The organism is Denitromonas halophila, from assembly GCF_007625155.1.
Taxonomy (GTDB): Bacteria; Pseudomonadota; Gammaproteobacteria; order Burkholderiales; family Rhodocyclaceae; genus Nitrogeniibacter; species Nitrogeniibacter halophilus.
The window spans coordinates 151,385-168,898 of record NZ_VMNK01000017.1 but is presented as its reverse complement, the minus strand read 5'-3'; the positions used below and the strand labels follow the sequence as shown (position 1 = coordinate 168,898).

11 protein-coding genes are annotated in these 17,514 nt (G+C 63.6%); 8 read left to right on the top strand and 3 right to left on the bottom strand.

The window, feature by feature from the left end; translation table 11 throughout:
* Together FHP91_RS18230 and FHP91_RS18225 are read left to right on the top strand one after the other, a co-directional pair.
* A partial coding sequence (locus tag FHP91_RS18230; protein ID WP_144310926.1) for an immunoglobulin-like domain-containing protein occupies positions 1-5,898 on the top strand: 5,898 nt, incomplete at its 5' end.
* Between the two features lie 49 nt (positions 5,899-5,947).
* Entirely contained in the window at positions 5,948-6,268 is a 321-nt protein-coding gene (locus tag FHP91_RS18225; RefSeq protein ID WP_144179446.1) for a hypothetical protein, read from the top strand.
* 69 nt (positions 6,269-6,337) lie between these two features.
* On the opposite strand, the gene FHP91_RS18220 is transcribed toward FHP91_RS18225, so the two are convergent.
* Together FHP91_RS18220 and FHP91_RS18215 are read right to left on the bottom strand one after the other, a co-directional pair.
* Complete coding sequence (locus tag FHP91_RS18220) at positions 6,338-8,284, bottom strand: bifunctional diguanylate cyclase/phosphodiesterase (protein WP_144310925.1); 1,947 nt, start codon at positions 8,282-8,284, stop codon at positions 6,338-6,340.
* A 28-nt stretch (positions 8,285-8,312) separates the two neighbouring features.
* Positions 8,313-9,020, bottom strand: a complete 708-nt coding sequence (locus FHP91_RS18215) for a transglutaminase-like cysteine peptidase (RefSeq protein WP_186301623.1) — start codon at positions 9,018-9,020, stop codon at positions 8,313-8,315.
* Positions 9,021-9,218: 198 nt separating this feature from the next.
* Between FHP91_RS18215 and FHP91_RS18210 the strand changes: the two genes are divergently transcribed.
* On the top strand, positions 9,219-11,009 hold the full coding sequence (locus FHP91_RS18210; RefSeq protein ID WP_144310924.1) for a TolC family outer membrane protein: 1,791 nt from the start codon (positions 9,219-9,221) through the stop codon (positions 11,007-11,009).
* 117 nt (positions 11,010-11,126) lie between these two features.
* Complete coding sequence (gene fumC / locus FHP91_RS18205; RefSeq protein ID WP_144310923.1) at positions 11,127-12,503, top strand: class II fumarate hydratase; 1,377 nt, start codon at positions 11,127-11,129, stop codon at positions 12,501-12,503.
* 9 nt (positions 12,504-12,512) lie between these two features.
* Here the strand turns inward: fumC and FHP91_RS18200 are convergent, their stop codons facing one another.
* Positions 12,513-13,775: a peptidase U32 family protein gene (locus FHP91_RS18200; RefSeq protein ID WP_144310922.1), complete on the bottom strand. Its 1,263-nt coding sequence runs from the start codon at positions 13,773-13,775 to the stop codon at positions 12,513-12,515.
* 146 nt (positions 13,776-13,921) lie between these two features.
* Here FHP91_RS18200 and FHP91_RS18195 point away from each other — a divergent pair, with 146 nt between their 5' ends.
* From FHP91_RS18195 to FHP91_RS18180, 4 genes are all read left to right on the top strand, one after another.
* Complete coding sequence (locus tag FHP91_RS18195; protein WP_144310921.1) at positions 13,922-14,224, top strand: hypothetical protein; 303 nt, start codon at positions 13,922-13,924, stop codon at positions 14,222-14,224.
* 261 nt (positions 14,225-14,485) lie between these two features.
* On the top strand, positions 14,486-14,776 hold the full coding sequence (gene groES / locus FHP91_RS18190; RefSeq protein WP_144179452.1) for a co-chaperone GroES: 291 nt from the start codon (positions 14,486-14,488) through the stop codon (positions 14,774-14,776).
* Positions 14,777-14,831: 55 nt separating this feature from the next.
* Positions 14,832-16,478, top strand: a complete 1,647-nt coding sequence (gene groL, locus FHP91_RS18185) for a chaperonin GroEL (protein ID WP_144179453.1) — start codon at positions 14,832-14,834, stop codon at positions 16,476-16,478.
* A 304-nt stretch (positions 16,479-16,782) separates the two neighbouring features.
* The gene (locus tag FHP91_RS18180; protein WP_144310920.1) at positions 16,783-17,457 is read left to right on the top strand and encodes a response regulator transcription factor; all 675 of its coding nucleotides are present in this window, start codon (positions 16,783-16,785) and stop codon (positions 17,455-17,457) included.
* The last annotated feature ends 57 nt before the right edge of the window (positions 17,458-17,514 follow it).

Below are 17,514 nucleotides of genomic sequence, written 5' to 3'. Positions count from 1 at the left end.
GCCGGCGCCACCAGCGCAACCTTCACCGTATCGACGCTCGACGACGCCTACGCCGACAGCGGCGAGACCTTCACCGCCAGCATCGCCAGCACCTCGGGTGGTGGCTACGAGAACCTCGTGGTTGGCACCAGCAGCGTGACCACGACCATCCTCGACCAGGTCGGCAGCGACAACCCGCCGGGAGCCGAAGACACCGCCACGATCAGCATCGCCGGTGCCGCCAGCGTCGTCGAAGGCGAAGTTGCTACCTACACCGTGTCGGTCGACAAGGCCCCGGCCTCGGCGTTGACCGTGAATGTGGTGACGGGTCATGTCACCACCGACAACGGCGACCTGGTCCCGGTGACCACCGCCGTGACCATCGCCGCCGGCGCCACCAGCGCGAGCTTCACCCTCACGACGCTGGACGACGCCTACGCTGACAGCGGCGAGACCTTCACCGCCAGCATCGCCAGCACCACCGGCGGCGGCTACGAGAACCTCGTGGTTGGCACCAGCGGCGTGACCACCACCATCCTCGACCAGACCGGTAGCGACAATCCTCCGGGAGCCGAGGACACCGCGACCATCAGCATCGCTGGCGCCGCCAGCGTGGTCGAAGGCGAACAAACGATTTACACCGTGTCGGTCGACAAGGCCCCGGCCTCGGCGCTGACCGTGAATGTGGTGACGGGTCATGTCACCACCGACAACGGCGACCTCGTCCCGGTGACCCAGGCGGTGACCATCGCCGCCGGCGCCACCAGCGCGAGCTTCACCGTCACGACGCTCGACGACGCCTACGCCGACAGCGGCGAGACCTTCACCGCCAGCATCGCCAGCACCTCGGGTGGTGGCTACGAGAACCTGGTTGTTGGCACCAGCAGCGTGACTACGACCATCCTTGACCAGACCGGCTCGGACAATCCTCCGGGAGCCGAGGACACCGCCACGATCAGCATCGCCGGCGCCGCCAGCGTCGTCGAAGGCGAAGTGGCTACCTACACCGTCTCGGTCGACAAGACCCCGGCCTCGGCCCTGACGGTCAACGTCGTCACCGGCCACGTCACCACCGACAACGGCGACCTGGTCCCGGTGACCACCGCCGTGACCATCGCCGCCGGCGCCACCAGCGCGAGCTTCACCGTCACGACGCTCGACGACGCCTACGCCGACAGCGGCGAGACCTTCACCGCCAGCATCGCCAGCACCACCGGCGGCGGCTACGAAAACCTCGTCGTCGGCACCTCAAGTGTCACCACCACCATCCTCGACCAAACCGGCTCCGACGATCCTCCGGGAGCTGAAGACACCGCGACCATCAACCTCAGCGGTCCGGACGTTGTCGCTGAAGGGGCGAGCGCGACCTACACGGTGACTTTGGACAAGGCGCCGACGACGGCGGTGACCTTGAACGTGACGCTCACCCACGTCGATACGGTGTCGGGCGACATCACCAGCGTGCCGGCGACGGTGACGATCGTCGCAGGGGTGACCACAGCGACCTTCGATGTGAGCACCTTTGACGACGCGATTCAGGAGCCGGGCGAAAGCTACAGTGTTTCAATCGCGCTGCCTGGCGTGCCGGGTGGTGGTTTCGAGAACCTGGTGATCGGCACGGGCAGCAAGACGACCCAGATCCTCGATAACGATCCGGATGCAGTCAATGACGTGATCAGTACCAATGAAGATGTGCCGGTCGTGATCGCGGTCCGTGGTAACGATACCGACCCCAATGGCGATCCGCTGACGGTCACTGCGGTGACCCAAGGAACAAACGGGACGGTGGTGATCGATGGTGCCACGGGCAATCCGCTTTACACGCCGAACCCCAATTTCTTCGGCTCCGACACCTTTACCTACACCATCACCGACGGCAACGGAGGTTTTGACACGGCGACCGTGACGGTCAATGTGGTTTCGGTCAACGACGTGCCGATCGCAGTCGCCGACACCAACACGGTGAGCGAAGATGCGGTGAGCGTGTCGGGCGATGTCACGCCGGGGACGCCGACGCAAGACCGCGACATCGATGGTGATGTGCTGACGGTGGTTGGTGTGGCGGCGGGTACGCCGGGCACGCCGCCGTCGGGCAGTGTTGGAACCTCGGTCGCAGGCACTTATGGTGCGGTCACCATCAACGGCGACGGCAGCTATACCTATGTGCCGGGCGCCGGTGCGCAGGCGTTGTCGGCTGGACAGACGGCCAACGATGTCTTTACCTATCGCATCAGTGACGGCAATGGCGGCTTTGCGCAGACGACGCTGACCATCACGGTCACTGGCGTCAACGACGTGCCGCTCGGTCGTGACGAGACGGTGACGACGGCCGAGGATGTGGCTTACGTGTTTTCGCTGGCCAACTTCCAGATGAATGACGCGGAGGATGGCAACCCGAGCAACCCGACTTCGGTGCGGATTGATTCTCTGCCGGCGGATGGTTCGCTGACACTCAATGGGGTGGCAGTAACCGTTGGCCAGGTGCTGAGCGGCGCGAGCATCAGCGCGGGCCAGTTGGTCTTTACGCCGGCACCGCAGGCTAACGGCAACAACTACGCCAATTTCGACTTCAGTGTGCGTGATAGCTCCGGCTTGTTTGATCCGGCGCCGAACACCGTGACGGTCAACGTGACGCCGGTGGACGACGGCGCGCCGCTGGCGGCCAACGATGCGTTCATGACTACCGCGAATACGCCGATCATCATCACCACGGGCCAGTTGCTGGCCAACGACGTCTTGCGCGACCACGCCACCATCACCAGTGTGAGCCCGGTGAGCAGCGGTACGCTGACCGACAACGGCAACGGCACCTGGACTTATGTGTCGCCGACTGCCGGCCCGGCCATCTTCACCTACACACTCACTGACGACGACGGTCAGACCAGCACGGCCACGGTGAATCTGACCGTGGTGAGCGGACGCGATGATCTGGCGACCGTGTATGAAAGTGGTTTGGCGGCGGGCTCGGGCGGCGGTGCCACCATCGTGTCGGGCAACCTGTTTGCCAACGACGGCGGCGGCACGACGCTGTTCAGTATTGGTGGTGTGACGGATGGCGGTGCGGGCGATATGGACTCGCGCGCTGGCTATATTTCCATCGATACGGCGATCGGCAATCTGATCGTCGATACGGCGGGAGCAAATGCGGGTGACTACACCTACACCTTGCTCGACCGCGCCGACAACAGTGCGCCGGCCAATGACCTGAGCGTGACCGAGGTGTTCAACTACACCTCCAACGCCACCTCGGCCGCGCTGCGCATCAACGTGATTGACGATGCGCCGCTGTCCTTCGACCGTACGGTACAGGTGTCCGAAGACCAGGTGCCCAGCTACAACCTGGTGCTGGTGCTCGACGTGTCCGGTTCGATGGACATTGCGTCGGCTGCCGGTGAAGTTCGCCAGATCAATCCTGACGGAACCATCACCATCACCACCCGTCTGCAGATGGCCAAGGACGCCATGAAGGAACTGGTGGCGGAGTACTACAACCAGGCGCAGAGCGTCTCGGTAACGCTGATTACCTTTGATAGCTCGGCGACCATCGTCAACCCGGGTGCGCCGCTGACTGACAAGAACGCGACGCTGGCGGCAATTGATGGCCTGGATGGCTCCGGCGGTACCAACTACGAAAGCGCGCTGGGTGCCGTGCAAACCGCCTTTGGCACCATCGACCCGAGCCTGAAGAACACGCTGTACTTCATCTCGGATGGCGAGCCCTCCGTGGGCAACCTCACCGATCCGGCCGGTGCGTCGGGCTATACCACCTGGATTGCCAACAACTCGGTGGATGCCTATGCGGTCGGTATCGGTACCGGCATCGCCAACACCGGCCCGCTGAACTCGATCCACAACGTCGACGCCGATGGCGACGGCGTGGTCGACCCCGCGATCATCGTGCCCGACCTCAACGATCTGGACTCCGCGCTGTTGTCCACCGTGCCGACCGCTTACGGCGGCAACGTGGTGAGTAACGCCAACGTGGGCAACGTGCTGGGTGCCGACGGCGGCTACGTGCAGACCATCGAGATCATGCTCGACAGCAACAATGACGGCACGCCGGACCAGCTGGTCACCTTTACCTACAACGCGGTGTCGAACCAGGTCTCGCAGAACAGCAGCTTCTTGACGGGTTACCCGGTGGCGGGCGACCTGGTGACCTTGTCGACCGGCCAGGGTTTTGACTTGGGGACGCTGACCTTCAACTTCAAGACGGGCGACTACACTTTCTTTACCAATGGCTCGGCAACAGAAGGCGACAGCTTTGAGCTGCGCTTCGTGGCGCGCGACAACGACGGCGATGTTTCGCCATCGACGTTGTTGCGCGTTGAAGTCGTCGACGGTCAGCCGATTGCGCGGCCGGACTCCGACACGCTGCTGGCCAACCAGACGCATTTCGAAGGCAACGTGATCTCCGGGCTTGGCACTGACGGTGGTTTGCCGCAAGGGCAGCAAGTGGCCAGCTTCTCGGCCGGGGGCGGCGGGGTGGACAAGGCCGTCGATGGTGCGGAAGTTACCTCCGTAACCTTCAAGGGCGTGACCTACGACCTGACCACCAACGCCTCCGGCAGCGGGGCAGGCTTCACCTGGACGGTCAACAACGGTCAGCTGAGCTGGACCGCGACCAGTGGCGGTTCGTCTCTGGTGTTCAGCAAGACCGGCTTCTACGATTACACGCCGCCGACGGTTGATGTGCCCGTGACGCCGACCAGCGCACCGGTGACGACCTGGTTCAACACGTCGAGCAATGCCACGGCCAACGGTGTGTTGTTGTCGGGAGTGAGCCGCACGGGCGCTGCACAAACGCTGAGCTACAACAACGCGAGCGGGACTTCCAACGACGGTGTTGGTGTCAGTGGCGGCGGTTCCAGTAGCCGTCTCGACAACCTTGAGACCTTGGTGGTGCGCTTCAATCAGGGCATCCATACGCAAGGTGTTCAGGATGTGAGCTTTGTGGTGGCAACCAGTGCCAGTAACCTGGGCTCGACGAGCGGCACGGTGCGCGCGCTGACCTACAGTGTGTTCGATGTGGCCGGCAACTTGCTGGGCCGCTTCTACAGCACCAACGAAGGCGTCGTGACGCTGCCGTCCGAGTACAGCAATATCGGGTGGATCGAGATCGAGGCTAACAGTGCAGCCGAGGCCCGGATCACCAGCGTCAGCTTCGAGTCAGTGCAGCCCAGCGTTGCCGCGGCAGTCGCGCCGGTTGAAATCGGCTACACGCTGACTGATTCGGATGGCGATACCAGCAGTGCCGTGCTGACGACCCGCATCATTTCCAACAGCATCTTTGGCGATGACACGAATGACACCCTGACGGGCACGACGGGCAACGATCGTATCGTCGCTGGCGCCGGCAACGACGTTGTCAACGGTGGCGCGGGCCATGACATTCTCGAAGGGGGCGCTGGCAATGACACGCTCAACGGCGGCGATGGCAATGACGTGTTGCGCGGTGGTACGGGCAGCGACACGCTGGTCGGTGGCGCCGGCAACGATGTGTTGTCGGGCGGCGAGGGCAACGACGTGCTGACCGGCGGCCTCGGCGCCGATGTGTTCGAATGGACGCTGGCGGCTCGCGGCGTGTCGGGGACACCGTCAGTCGATCGTGTGACCGACTTCGATACCGCATCGGTGGCCTCTGGGGGCGACGCGCTGGATCTGCGTGACCTGCTGCAGGGCGAGCAACACCTTGGCAACGACGCAGGCTCGCTGCTCAACTACCTGCACTTCTCGCAAAGCGGTGGAAATACCATCGTGCATGTGAGCAGCAACGGCGGCTTTACCGGTGGCTACAGCGCCGGCAAGGAAGATGCCACCATCACGCTCGACGGGGTCAACCTGTTCAGCGGCGGTCTGAGCTCCGACCAGCAAGTCATTCAGGATCTGCTGTCGAAGGGCAAGCTGATTACCGACTGATAGGGTGCAGCCCGGCGGGTGCCGGGCTGCCGCCACCAAGGAGCCACCCATGGTTTTTGTCAAACGTGATGCAGAAGGGCACATCGTTTCGGCGAGTCTGACGCAGGATGCAGCGCATCCCGAGTTGGCCGATGCGAGCGATCCGGCCGTGGCCGGCTTTGCCCGCGCCCTGATGGGCGAAGATCCGTTGGCCGATTCGGACATGCGCCTGGTGCGGGTGCTCGAAGACGTGATTGATCTGCTGATCAGTCGCGACGTGATTCGCTTTACCGACCTGCCGCAAGCGGCGCAGTCCAAGCTCATGGAGCGCCGCTCGATGCGTCAGTCGCGCGGTGGTCTGGATTTGCTGGGGGGCGATGATTTCGTCTGAAGTACAGACCGAGCCTATATAAAGAAACACCCCCGCCGCGGCGGGGGTGTTTCTTTTCGGGGGTTGTACTCAGTTGCGGATGCCCGGCCCGGTGAGCCCGTCGAAACCGAGCGCGTCCAGCTGCTCCGCCTCGGTGTGCGTGGTGACCCCTTCGGCGATGACCTGCATGCCCATGGTGTGGGCGATGGTCGCCAGGCCGCGCAGGAAGGTCTGGTTTCCGGGGTTCTGATCGATGCCGCGGATGACGGCCGCGCTGATCTTGAGGTAGTCGAGCCCGACGTCGTGCAGCTCGCCGATGCGGCACACCTGCTGGCTCACATGCTCCAGGCCGATGTGACAGCCCAGCGGCTTGAGCCGCCGGCACAGCGCGCGGAACTCGATGCTGTGCCGGAAGGCCGCGCCTTCGGGCAGGTCAATCCACAGTTGCTGCGCTGCCGCAGGTTGGGCGCTCAGCAACTCGGCGATCCGGCTGATGGTCGGCGCGTGGCACATGGATTCGGCCGACAGGTTGATGCACACCCCGGTGCCTTGTTTGACGATCAGAGCCAGCGCCTGTTCAGCTACGGTTTCGTCGATGCGCGAGAGCAGGCCGCAACGCGTGGCCCAGGGCAGGACGTCGCCCGCGGTGAGCTCCAGGTCATCGGTCGGGTGCTGCATGCGCACCGGGGTCTCGATGTGAAGGAGCTCGCGGTGGCGGTTCATGACCGGGAACTGCGCCAAGTGGAAGCGACCGGTGTCCAGCGCTTGCGCGATCAGCGCACGCCAGCCGGCCAGATCCGTGGCCGGGCGGGTCGCCGGATTGACGTGCTCGATCTGCGGCTGCGTGTCGGGCAGCAGTTCGGAGCGATCGAGCGCGACGTCGGCGTGAGCGAGCAGTTGCGGCAGCGCGTCGCCGCGTTGATAGCACGCGATGCCGACAGGCAGGGCCCGGTAAGCGTCCGGCAGGCTGTTGCTGACGGCCAGTTCGAGCTGCTCGGTGAGTGTGCTGGCGAGCACGTCTGGCGTGTCGAGCGCCGGTGCGAGGATGGCGAAGTCAGTCCCGTTGAGGCGTCCGATGAGCCAGGCACCGTCGTCGGGGAGCATCGCTTTGAGGCTGTCGGCAAGCTTGCGCAGCAGCGCGTCGGTGGTCGCCCGGCCGAGTGATTCATTGAGCTGGATGAGGTGCGTCAGGCGCACGATCACCAATGCGCCGTGGCGGGGTGCGGTGTCGCTCTCAAGGGTGTGGGCCACCTGGGCCAGGAAGTGCTCGCGGTTGAGCAAGCCGCTCACCGCATCGTGCTGAACCGCTTGGCGCAGCCCTTCGAGTCGGGCGGATTCCTCTTCGAGCATGGTGCGCACGCGGTTGCTGAGGGTGTTCATGGCGGTGACCACAGTGGCAAACTCCGGTGTGTCGGGCGTGTCGGTGCTGATGAAGCGGCGCTCGCCGATGGCGCGTGCCTGATCAACCACGCGATCGAGCGGGCGGAGCAGTGTGCGCAGCAACACACTGCCCAGCGCGCAGATCAGCAGCGCGCCCGCGACGAACCAGGTCAGCAGTTGCAGCGTGCCCTGCCACAGGCTGCTGTAGGCAAAGGCCGGATCGCTCTTGAGTATCAAGGTGGCAAACGGTGTCCAGCCATCGCTGATCAGGCCCTTGGCCGGTTCCGAGCGAATCGGCACCAATGCCCGGAACCATGCGGGCGCTTGTGCGTCGGCTGAGCCGGGCGCGGCGCTGGCGATGGCCGCGGTGTCGATGCTGCGCTCCATGATCACGGTCTGATTGGCGGGCTCGACCAGTCGGATGAATTCGTAGTGGCTGTTGTCGAACTGCGCCGCCAGCAGCAACTCCAGCGTGGTCGGATCTTTGGGCAGCTGGGTCATGGCCAGCGCCAGCGCGTTGGCGTTGTCGAGGTTCTTGCGGTGCAACTCCTGCTGGAGGTAGTCGCGCGCCGACAAGGTGCTGACGACAAAGCTGACGCCGAGCGCGGTAAGCATCACCACCACAGTGGCGAGCCAGAGTTGTTTGATCAAAGACATGACCGGGTCCTTGTGAAAGCTGCGTACATCATTGTTCGAATCCTTCGTCGCGCAAGCGGGCGATCAGATCGCGCCAGCGCGACAGGCGCTCTGAGGGGCGGGCGGCCGCGCTGCTTGAACCCGCCACCCACAGACCACTGCTGTTGAAACTGAACACCGGGAACAGATCGGTGCGGCGAGAGGCCGGCTGAATGTCGCCGACCAGGTTGTCGAGCACCAGCGGTTCGCTGGTCGGCGTGTCGAAGTAGCCCAGCACCATGTGCGCCTGGGTCAGCGAACTGCGTTCGCCGCCGATTTTGGCGCGGACATAGATCAGACGCAATTTTTCGTCGGGCACGCCGAGCAGACGCAGTGACAGATACTTTGCAATCACGAAGTCTTCGCAGTCGCCGGCACGCTTGGCGAGGGTTTCGAGCGGCGTCGCCCAGTAGTCTTTTTGCTGCCAGACCACGATGTCGTCGAGGAACTGAACCTGACGGTTGAAGAAGGCGTTGGTCTCGCGCAACTGCTCGGCTTCGGGCTTGTCCTGCAGCTGCGCCATTGACGCGCGCCAGTGTTGAACGCGGCCGACAACCTGGTCGTCATAGCGCTGGCGCGCGGTCTGCTCGACCTTGTCGAGCCCGGGATTTGCGATCGCCAGCAGGCACACCGCCACGCCCGCCAGCGCGTGACAAAGCCCCCGCGCCAGCTTGCGGGTCCGCGGGCGAAGGCTGAAGCCTGCGGCCGGGTTGGTCACGTCAGAAGCGCTTTGTCATAACGGGGAGTCGGGCGCAGCAAATGAAAACAAAGGTGAATTAACGCGAAGTTTCAACGATTAGTGTCTGCCGAATCACAACTTTATTACGGTACTCATGAATTGGTTGGGCTAACATCGGCCGCTATCGCTTTCCTCCAATCCGTTGTTTAACGGACTGCCGACGCCATTTTTAAGACTATGAAAAAAATATCCCACCTGTCTGCCGTCGCTGCGCTCGCCTTGTTGCCCCTGACCTTGCAGGCCGTGCCCGCCGAATCACTCCGCGAAGCCGTGCAACGTGCGGTGGTCAGCAACCCTGAAGTTCAGGCGCGCTGGCATGCCTATCTGGCCGCCGAAGAGGAGCAGGATGTGGCACGCGGTGGTTATTTCCCGCGGGTTGACCTGACGGCCGGCATTGGCCGCGAGCGCCAGAGCGACCCAGGGATTGCCGATCGCAATTACACCCGGCGCGGTGCGACGCTCTCGCTGAACCAGATGGTCTATGACGGCTTTGCCACGCAGAGTGAAGTCGCCCGGCTGGGGCACGCCAAGCTCACCCGCTATTTTGAAATCCTTGATGCCTCCGAGTCCGTGGCAGGCGAAACCGTCCGCGCCTATGCTGACGTGCTGCGCTATCGCGATCTGGTGCAACTGGCGCAAGAGAACTTCCTGCGCCACAAGGAAGTGTTCGATCAGATTGAAGAGCGCGCCAGCGCCGGCGTGGGCCGCCGCGTCGACCTCGAGCAGGCTGGTGGTCGTCTGGCGCTGGCAGAGTCCAATCTGCTGACCGAAGCCTCCAACCTGCACGATGTGAGCTCCCGCTACCAGCGCCTTGTCGGCGAGTTGCCGGGCGATACGCTTCAGCCGATCGGCCGTCTGGCTGAGCAACTGCCGCCGTCGGTGGCTGACGCGCTGCGTCTGGCCTACGAGGGCCATCCGGCGTTTCATGCTGCGGTCGAAAGCGTGCGCGCGGCAACTGAAGAGGCCAAGGGCAAAGAGGCCGCCTACCAGCCGCGCGTCGATCTGCGTGCTCGTCAGAGCGTGGACTACAACACCGATGGCGTGGATGGTCGGCATGGTGACAGCGTCGTCGAGCTGGTAATGAACTTCAATTTGTTCAAGGGCGGCTCCGATCGCGCCACCGTGCGCCAGTTCGCGCAGCGTCTGAATCAGGCCAAGGATCTGCGCGACAAGTCCTGCCGTGACATTCGCCAGACCTTGTCGATTGCCTATAACGATGTGCAGCGCCTCGCCGAGCAGCTCAAGTATCTCAACCAGCATCAGCTGTCGATCTCCAAGGCGCGCGAGGCCTATCGCAAGCAGTTCGATATTGGCCAGCGGACGCTGCTCGATCTGCTCGATACCGAAAATGAATACTTCCAGGCGCGCCGCGCCTATGTGAATGGCGACTACGATCACAAAGTGGCCGAGGCCCGCACGCTGGGCGGCATGGGCAAGCTCCTGCCCAGTCTGCAGGTGGCGCGTGAAGACCTGCCTGCACTGAGCGATCTGGCCAAGGAACGCGAAGCTGTCGCACCGTCCGCTGCCTGCCCGGCCGAAGCGCCCGAGCCCAGCGCCGTGCTGAAACTGCTGGGTCAAGCCAAGCCGGCCGCCGTTGCTGCGCCTGCGCCTGAGCCGAAGGCCGAGAGCGTGGCCAGCGATCTGGCCGATGCGACCGCCAAGTGGGCCGCCGCGTGGGCTGCCAAAGACTACGATGCGTATCGCGCCTTCTATGGCAAAGACTTTGTGCCTGCTGAAGGTCAGTCGATGGCCGCCTGGGAGAAGCAGCGCCGGGTGCGTTTGGCCAAACAAGGCAACATCTCGGTGGGCGTGGCTGAACTGCGGGTCGAGAAGCTGGGCCCGGATGTGGCTGCGACGGTCTTCCGTCAAACTTATCGCGCCAACGACTATCAGGACGTGGTCGTCAAGCGCCTGGAATGGGCGCGGGTCGATGGCCAGTGGCGCATCCAGCGCGAAATCGCCGAATAAGCCACAGTAGCGTGTCATCGTCGGCGGGCCCTTCGGGGCCCGCTTTGTTTTTGTGCCGACTCGAACGAAGTCTTGTTTCGCGCCTCCAAGCTTCTACAAGAGATACGGGAGTACGTGATGGCACGCACCGAACACGACAGCCTTGGCCCGGTCGAGGTGGCCGATACGGCCTTGTGGGGCGCCCAGACCGAGCGGGCGCGAGCGCATTTTCAGATTGGTCATGGGCGCATGCCCTTGGCGTTGATTCGCGCGCTGGCGCAAGTCAAGGCGGCAGCAGCCGGTGCCAATGCCGAGCTTGGTCGGCTTGATGTATCACTGGCGGCGGCGATTGTCTCGGCAGCGGATGAGGTTATCGACGGCCAGCATGACGCGCATTTTCCGCTGCCGGTGTGGCAGACCGGCTCGGGCACCCAGACCCATATGAACATGAACGAGGTGCTGGCCAACCGGGCCTCCGAGTTGCTTGGTGGAGCGCGTGGGGCGGAGCGCCGGGTGCATCCGAACGACCATGTGAATCTGGGGCAATCATCAAACGATGTGTTTCCGACCGCCATGCATGTGGCGGTGTCGGTGGCAGTGGCCGAGGCGCTGCTGCCCGCGCTGACGCAGCTGCGTGTGTCGCTCGCGAGCCGGGTGGTCGAGTTTTCCGATATCGTCAAGATTGGCCGAACGCACTTGCAGGACGCCACGCCGCTGACGCTGGGTCAGGTGTTTTCGGGTTACGTGGCGCAGCTGGATCTGGCGGCGCTGGCGATTGCGCAGACGCAGCCTGCGGTGCTCGCGCTGGCGATCGGCGGTACCGCGGTGGGCACCGGGCTGAATACGCCGAAGGCCTTCGGCTCGGCGGTGGCCACGCGGCTGGCTGAAGTCACGGGACTCGCCTTTGTGTGTGCCGACAACCGCTTCGCCGCGCTGGCCGGGCATGAGCCGCTGGTGGCCTTGCATGGCGCGCTCAAGACCTTGGCCGCAGCGCTCTACAAGATTGCGAATGATTTGCGCTGGCTGGCCAGTGGCCCGCGCTGCGGTATCGGGGAGTTGAGTTTGCCGGCAAACGAGCCGGGCAGTTCGATCATGCCGGGCAAGGTGAACCCGACTCAGTGCGAGGCGCTGACCATGGTGTGCACCCGGGTTTTCGGCAACGATGTGACGGTGGGCATGGCTGGCGCCGCCGGTAATTTTGAGCTGAACGTGTTCAAACCGGTGATTGCGCAGGCCGTGCTTGAGAGCCTGGAACTGCTGGCCGACAGTATGCGTAGTTTCGAGCAGCACTGCGTGGCGGGGCTGACGGCCAACCGTGAGCGCATTGATGATCTGCTGGCGCGCTCCCTGATGCTGGTGACCGCGCTCACCCCGCATATTGGTTACGACGCAGCGGCGGCGATCGCCAAACAGGCGCATGCCGAGGGCTTGAGCCTGCGCGAGGCGGCGCTGCGCTCCGGCGCACTCAGCGGCGAGGACTTCGATCGCTGGGTGCGGCCGGCCGATATGGTCTAGCGCGTGGGCTTAAACGTAGCGCGCCACAAAGGCGCCGACGCTCTCGGCGGGCAGCGGCAGCCACACGCGATGGCCGCTGCCGGGGGCGACGTCGACGGCATCGCCCGTGGCGTTTTCCATCCGGGTGATCTGGATGTCGCGGTTGCCGCTGGGCAGGATCAGCTCGATGCGATCGCCGACGCTGAACTTGTTTTTGACGTTGATCTCGACCAGGCCGCGCGCCGCGTCGTAGGCGACGACATCGCCCACGTACTGGCTGCGCTCCGATTCCGAATGCCCGCGCAGGTAGTTCTGCGTGTCGGCCGGGGTGTGGCGCTGGTAGAAGCCGTCGGTATAGCCGCGGTTGGCCAGGCCTTCGAGCTGGCCGAGCAGAGCGGGGTCGAGGCTGCGGCCGGCGGCGGCGTCGTCGATGGCCTGGCGGTAGGTCTGGCAGGTGCGCGCCACGTAATAGGGGCTCTTGGTGCGGCCCTCGATCTTGAGCGAATCGACGCCGATCTCGACTAGCCGTTGCACATGCTCGATGGCGCGCAGATCCTTGGAGTTGAGGATGTAAGTGCCGTGCTCGTCTTCCTCGATGGGCATGTAGCTGCCCTGACGTTTCTCGCGTTCTTCAATCACGTACACATCGCCGCTGGCGTCTTCGGCCGCCGGCTTGACGTTGAAGTCCCAGCGGCAGGAGTTGGTGCAGGTGCCTTGGTTGGGGTCGCGGTGGTTGAAGTAACCCGATAGCAGGCAGCGGCCCGAGTAGGCGATGCACAGCGCGCCATGCACGAACACTTCCAGTTCGGTGTCCGGGCAGGCCTGACGGATCTCGGCGATCTGGTCGAGCGAGAGCTCGCGCGACAGAATCACCCGACTCACGCCGGCCTGCTTCCAGAAACGCACGGCGGCGGCATTGACCGTGTTGGCCTGCACCGACAGGTGGATCTCCATCTCCGGCCAGGTCTCGCGCACCAGCATGATCAGGCCGGGGTCAGACATGATCATGGCGTCGGGCTTGAGGGCGATGGCGGGGGCCATGTCGTCGAGATAGGTCTTCAGTTTTGCGCCGTGCGGAAAGATATTCGACACCAGAAAGAAGCGATGACCCCGCGCGTGAGTGCGGGCGATGCCCTGCGCCAGCACGTCGATGTCGCCAAAGTCGTTGTTGCGCACGCGTAGCGAGTAGCGCGGCTGGCCCGCGTAGATCGCCGTCGCGCCATAGGCGAAAGCGGTGTCGAGCATGGTCAGGGAACCCGCGGGGGCGAGCAGTTCGGGCGTGCGCAGCGACATTCGGGGGACTTCCTTTTGGGGGACTGCGATTATACCGGCACGGCCACGGCCTTCCGTCGCGATCCGTCGGGCGGAAGGTGGCGGGCAGGCCGGCGGGCAACTAAGGTAAAACTGCCACGGCATATCAGTCGTGGGGAGTGTTTGCCGTGTCTTGCCGTGTGCCTTTCCTGATACTGGTGTGTGTGCTTGCGCTGCCGATGGACGTTAGCGCGCGCGGGCGCTATGTGGTGGTCAATGGCCAAGTGCTTGGCCCGGCGGCCGTGGCCCGGCTCGACCGCGCGGCGTGTGCGCGCATCCCCGACGGGCGCTACTGGATCGATATGCGCTCCGGCGTCTGGGGCTATGAAGGCGGCGTGCCGCAAGGGCGCGTCGGTGACAATTGCCAGCAACGGCGCAAGAGCCTGTCGGAGCGCGGCCTGCTCTATAGTCCGGGCGAGTTGATGCGTTAGGCCGCATCGCCCGGCGCGACATGCCTGGCGTGCCGCGTCGCCGATCGGACGGGGCCGTACCATCAGGCGGGCACCGTGCTGCCACCAAGGCCGAAAAATTCTTTTCATGTCCCGACTTGAAATCACCCGGGGCCGTCCCTATTATTAGCACTCGTTGGCAGGGAGTGCTAACAACCGGGCTTGTAGATCGCCGGTTCTCTGTTTTCCCTAAGCGCGGCACTGAGCCGCAAGCAATCGAATTTGTTCCAAGGAGAGAACTCGATGAAAATTCGTCCTTTGCATGATCGCGTCATCGTCAAGCGTATTGAAGCCGAGCGCACCACGGCCAGTGGCATCGTGATTCCGGATTCCGCCGGCGAGAAGCCCGATCAGGGCGAAGTTCTGGCTGTCGGCAACGGCAAGATCCAGGACAACGGCGAAGTGCGTCCGATGGCCGTCAAGGTTGGTGACCGTGTGCTGTTCGGCAAGTATGCCGGCCAGGGCGTCAAGGTCGAAGGCGAGGAAGTCCTCGTCATGCGCGAAGAAGACATCATGGGCGTGATCGAGGCCTGAGGCCTGTCCGCTACCACGTTCAACGCAATTCACAGTATTCAGCTAGGAGTTAAATATGCCTGCTAAGGAAGTTAAATTCGGCGATTCCGCCCGTGCCCGTATGGTCGAAGGCGTCAATATTCTGGCCAACGCGGTCAAAGTGACGCTGGGCCCGAAAGGCCGCAACGTGGTGCTCGAGCGCTCTTACGGCGCCCCCACCGTGACCAAGGACGGTGTGTCGGTGGCCAAGGAAATCGAACTGAAAGACAAGTTCGAGAACATGGGCGCCCAGATGGTCAAGGAAGTCGCTTCCAAGACCTCCGACGTGGCCGGTGACGGCACCACGACGGCGACCGTGCTGGCCCAGGCCATCGTTCGCGAAGGCATGAAGTTCGTTGCCGCCGGCATGAACCCGATGGACCTCAAGCGCGGTATCGACAAGGCTGTGCTGGCCACGCTCGAAGAGCTGAAGAACCTGTCCAAGCCCTGCTCGACCACCAAGGAAATCGCTCAGGTCGGTTCGATCTCGGCAAACTCCGACGGCGACATCGGCGAGATCATCGCTACCGCCATGGAAAAAGTCGGCAAGGAAGGCGTGATCACCGTTGAAGACGGCAAGTCCCTGCAGAATGAGCTCGACGTTGTCGAAGGCATGCAGTTCGACCGCGGCTACCTGAGCCCGTACTTCATCAACAACCCGGACAAGCAAGTTGCTGTTCTGGAAGACCCGTTCATTCTGCTGTTTGACAAGAAGATCTCCAACATCCGCGATCTGCTGCCGGTGCTCGAGCAAGTCGCCAAGTCCAGCCGTCCGCTGCTGATCGTTGCCGAAGATGTCGAGGGCGAAGCCCTGGCCACCCTGGTGGTGAACAACATGCGCGGCATCCTCAAGACCTGCGCCGTCAAGGCCCCGGGCTTTGGTGACCGTCGCAAGGCCATGCTCGAAGACATCGCCATCCTGACCGGTGGTCAGGTGATCGCTGAAGAAGTCGGTCTGTCGCTGGAAAAAGCCACCCTGGAAGATCTGGGTCAGGCCAAGCGCATCGAAATCGGCAAGGAAAACACCATCCTGATCGACGGCGCCGGCAACACCGAAGCCATCGAAGCGCGCGTCAAGCAGATCCGTGTTCAGATCGAAGAAGCTTCATCTGACTACGACCGCGAGAAGCTGCAGGAGCGTGTGGCCAAGCTGGCTGGCGGCGTGGCCGTCATCAAGGTTGGCGCAGCGACCGAAGTCGAAATGAAAGAGAAGAAGGCACGCGTTGAAGACGCGCTGCACGCCACCCGTGCTGCCGTGGAAGAAGGCATTGTGGCCGGCGGTGGCGTTGCCCTGCTGCGTGCCCGCGCCAACCTGGCCGGCATGAAAGGCGACAACCATGACCAGGACGCTGGTATCACCATCGTGCTGCGCGCCATGGAAGAGCCGCTGCGCCAGATCGTGGCCAACGCCGGTGACGAGCCGTCTGTCGTTGTGAACAAGGTTGCTGAAGGTTCGGGCAACTTCGGTTACAACGCCGGTACTGGTGAGTACGGCGATCTGGTCGAGATGGGCGTGCTGGACCCGACCAAGGTGACCCGCACCGCACTGCAGAACGCCGCTTCGGTGGCCGGTCTGATGCTGACCACCGACTGCATGGTCGGCGAGCTGCCGGAAGACAAGCCCTCGATGCCCGACATGGGCGGCATGGGCGGTATGGGTGGAATGGGCGGCATGGGCATGTAATTGCCCAGGCGCCATTTGCCTCGAAAGCCCCGCTCCGGCGGGGCTTTTTCGTGGACCGCCGCGCCGTCGTAGAAGCGTCGTGCGGCATCAAGGCGTGCGCGTGCGAAGACGAACCGCCCGGGGACGCGCAAGCGTGGGATAATCGAGCGGAAAAAAGCGGCAGGGAGCGAACCGATGCTTATTCGCGGCAGCTCCCTGGAGCAAGAAATCCGGAAGATTTCTGGCTCCCGAAGACCGAGTAAAGGAGAACAGCGGGATCCAAGTTATCGATTTCCGCTTACGTCAAACTTACAGTCTATCCAGCATGCGAATACTTCTAGCGGAAGACGATCCGGTTATCGCCGATGGCCTGATCAGGGCGCTCAAGCGCGCGGGCTATGCCGTCGATCATGTGTCGGCCGGGTCGGAGGCGGATACCGCCCTGTTGGGGCAGTCTTACGACCTTGTCATTCTTGATCTCGGGCTGCCGAAGCTGCCGGGTATTGAGGTGCTGAAGCGCTTGCGCGGTCGGAAGTCCGCCACGCCGGTGCTGATTCTCACCGCCCAGGACGGTGTCGACGACCGCGTCCGAGGGCTGGACGCTGGGGCCGACGACTATCTCACCAAACCCTTTGCGCTTCCCGAGCTGGAGGCGCGCGTGCGTGCCTTGACCCGCCGGGGCACCGGCCAGCCGCGTTGCATTGAGCTCGGCTCCCTGAGTTACGACCAGGCGGACCGGGTGGTCAAGATTGCCGCGCAGGTGGTTGAGTTTTCGGCGCGCGAAATGGGCTTGCTGGAGATTTTCATCTTGCGCGCCGGGCGGCTCGTGAGCAAGGATCAACTCGTCGATCAGCTGTGCGGGTGGGGCGAAGAAGTGTCGAACAATGCCATCGAAGTGTATGTGCACCGCCTGCGCAAAAAACTCGAAGCCAGCGGCGTGCGCATCGTGACGGTGCGCGGCCTGGGCTATTGCCTGGAAAAACCCGAGGACGCCGCGTGACCGGTTCCGCCGGCAGCCTGGGAGGCGGTCGCCGAAGTGGGGTGGGGCGGTGATCTC

Bases quoted from the DNA above. Each gene is read 5' to 3' on its own strand.
- fumC (WP_144310923.1), top strand. From the start codon at position 11,127: ATGGCACGCACCGAACACGACAGCCTTGGCCCGGTCGAGGTGGCCGAT.
- groES (WP_144179452.1), top strand. From the start codon at position 14,486: ATGAAAATTCGTCCTTTGCATGATCGCGTCATCGTCAAGCGTATTGAA.
- FHP91_RS18210 (WP_144310924.1), top strand. From the start codon at position 9,219: ATGAAAAAAATATCCCACCTGTCTGCCGTCGCTGCGCTCGCCTTGTTG.
- groL (WP_144179453.1), top strand. From the start codon at position 14,832: ATGCCTGCTAAGGAAGTTAAATTCGGCGATTCCGCCCGTGCCCGTATG.
- FHP91_RS18200 (WP_144310922.1), bottom strand. From the start codon at position 13,775: ATGTCGCTGCGCACGCCCGAACTGCTCGCCCCCGCGGGTTCCCTGACC.
- FHP91_RS18220 (WP_144310925.1), bottom strand. From the start codon at position 8,284: ATGTCTTTGATCAAACAACTCTGGCTCGCCACTGTGGTGGTGATGCTT.
- FHP91_RS18225 (WP_144179446.1), top strand. From the start codon at position 5,948: ATGGTTTTTGTCAAACGTGATGCAGAAGGGCACATCGTTTCGGCGAGT.
- FHP91_RS18180 (WP_144310920.1), top strand. From the start codon at position 16,783: ATGCGAATACTTCTAGCGGAAGACGATCCGGTTATCGCCGATGGCCTG.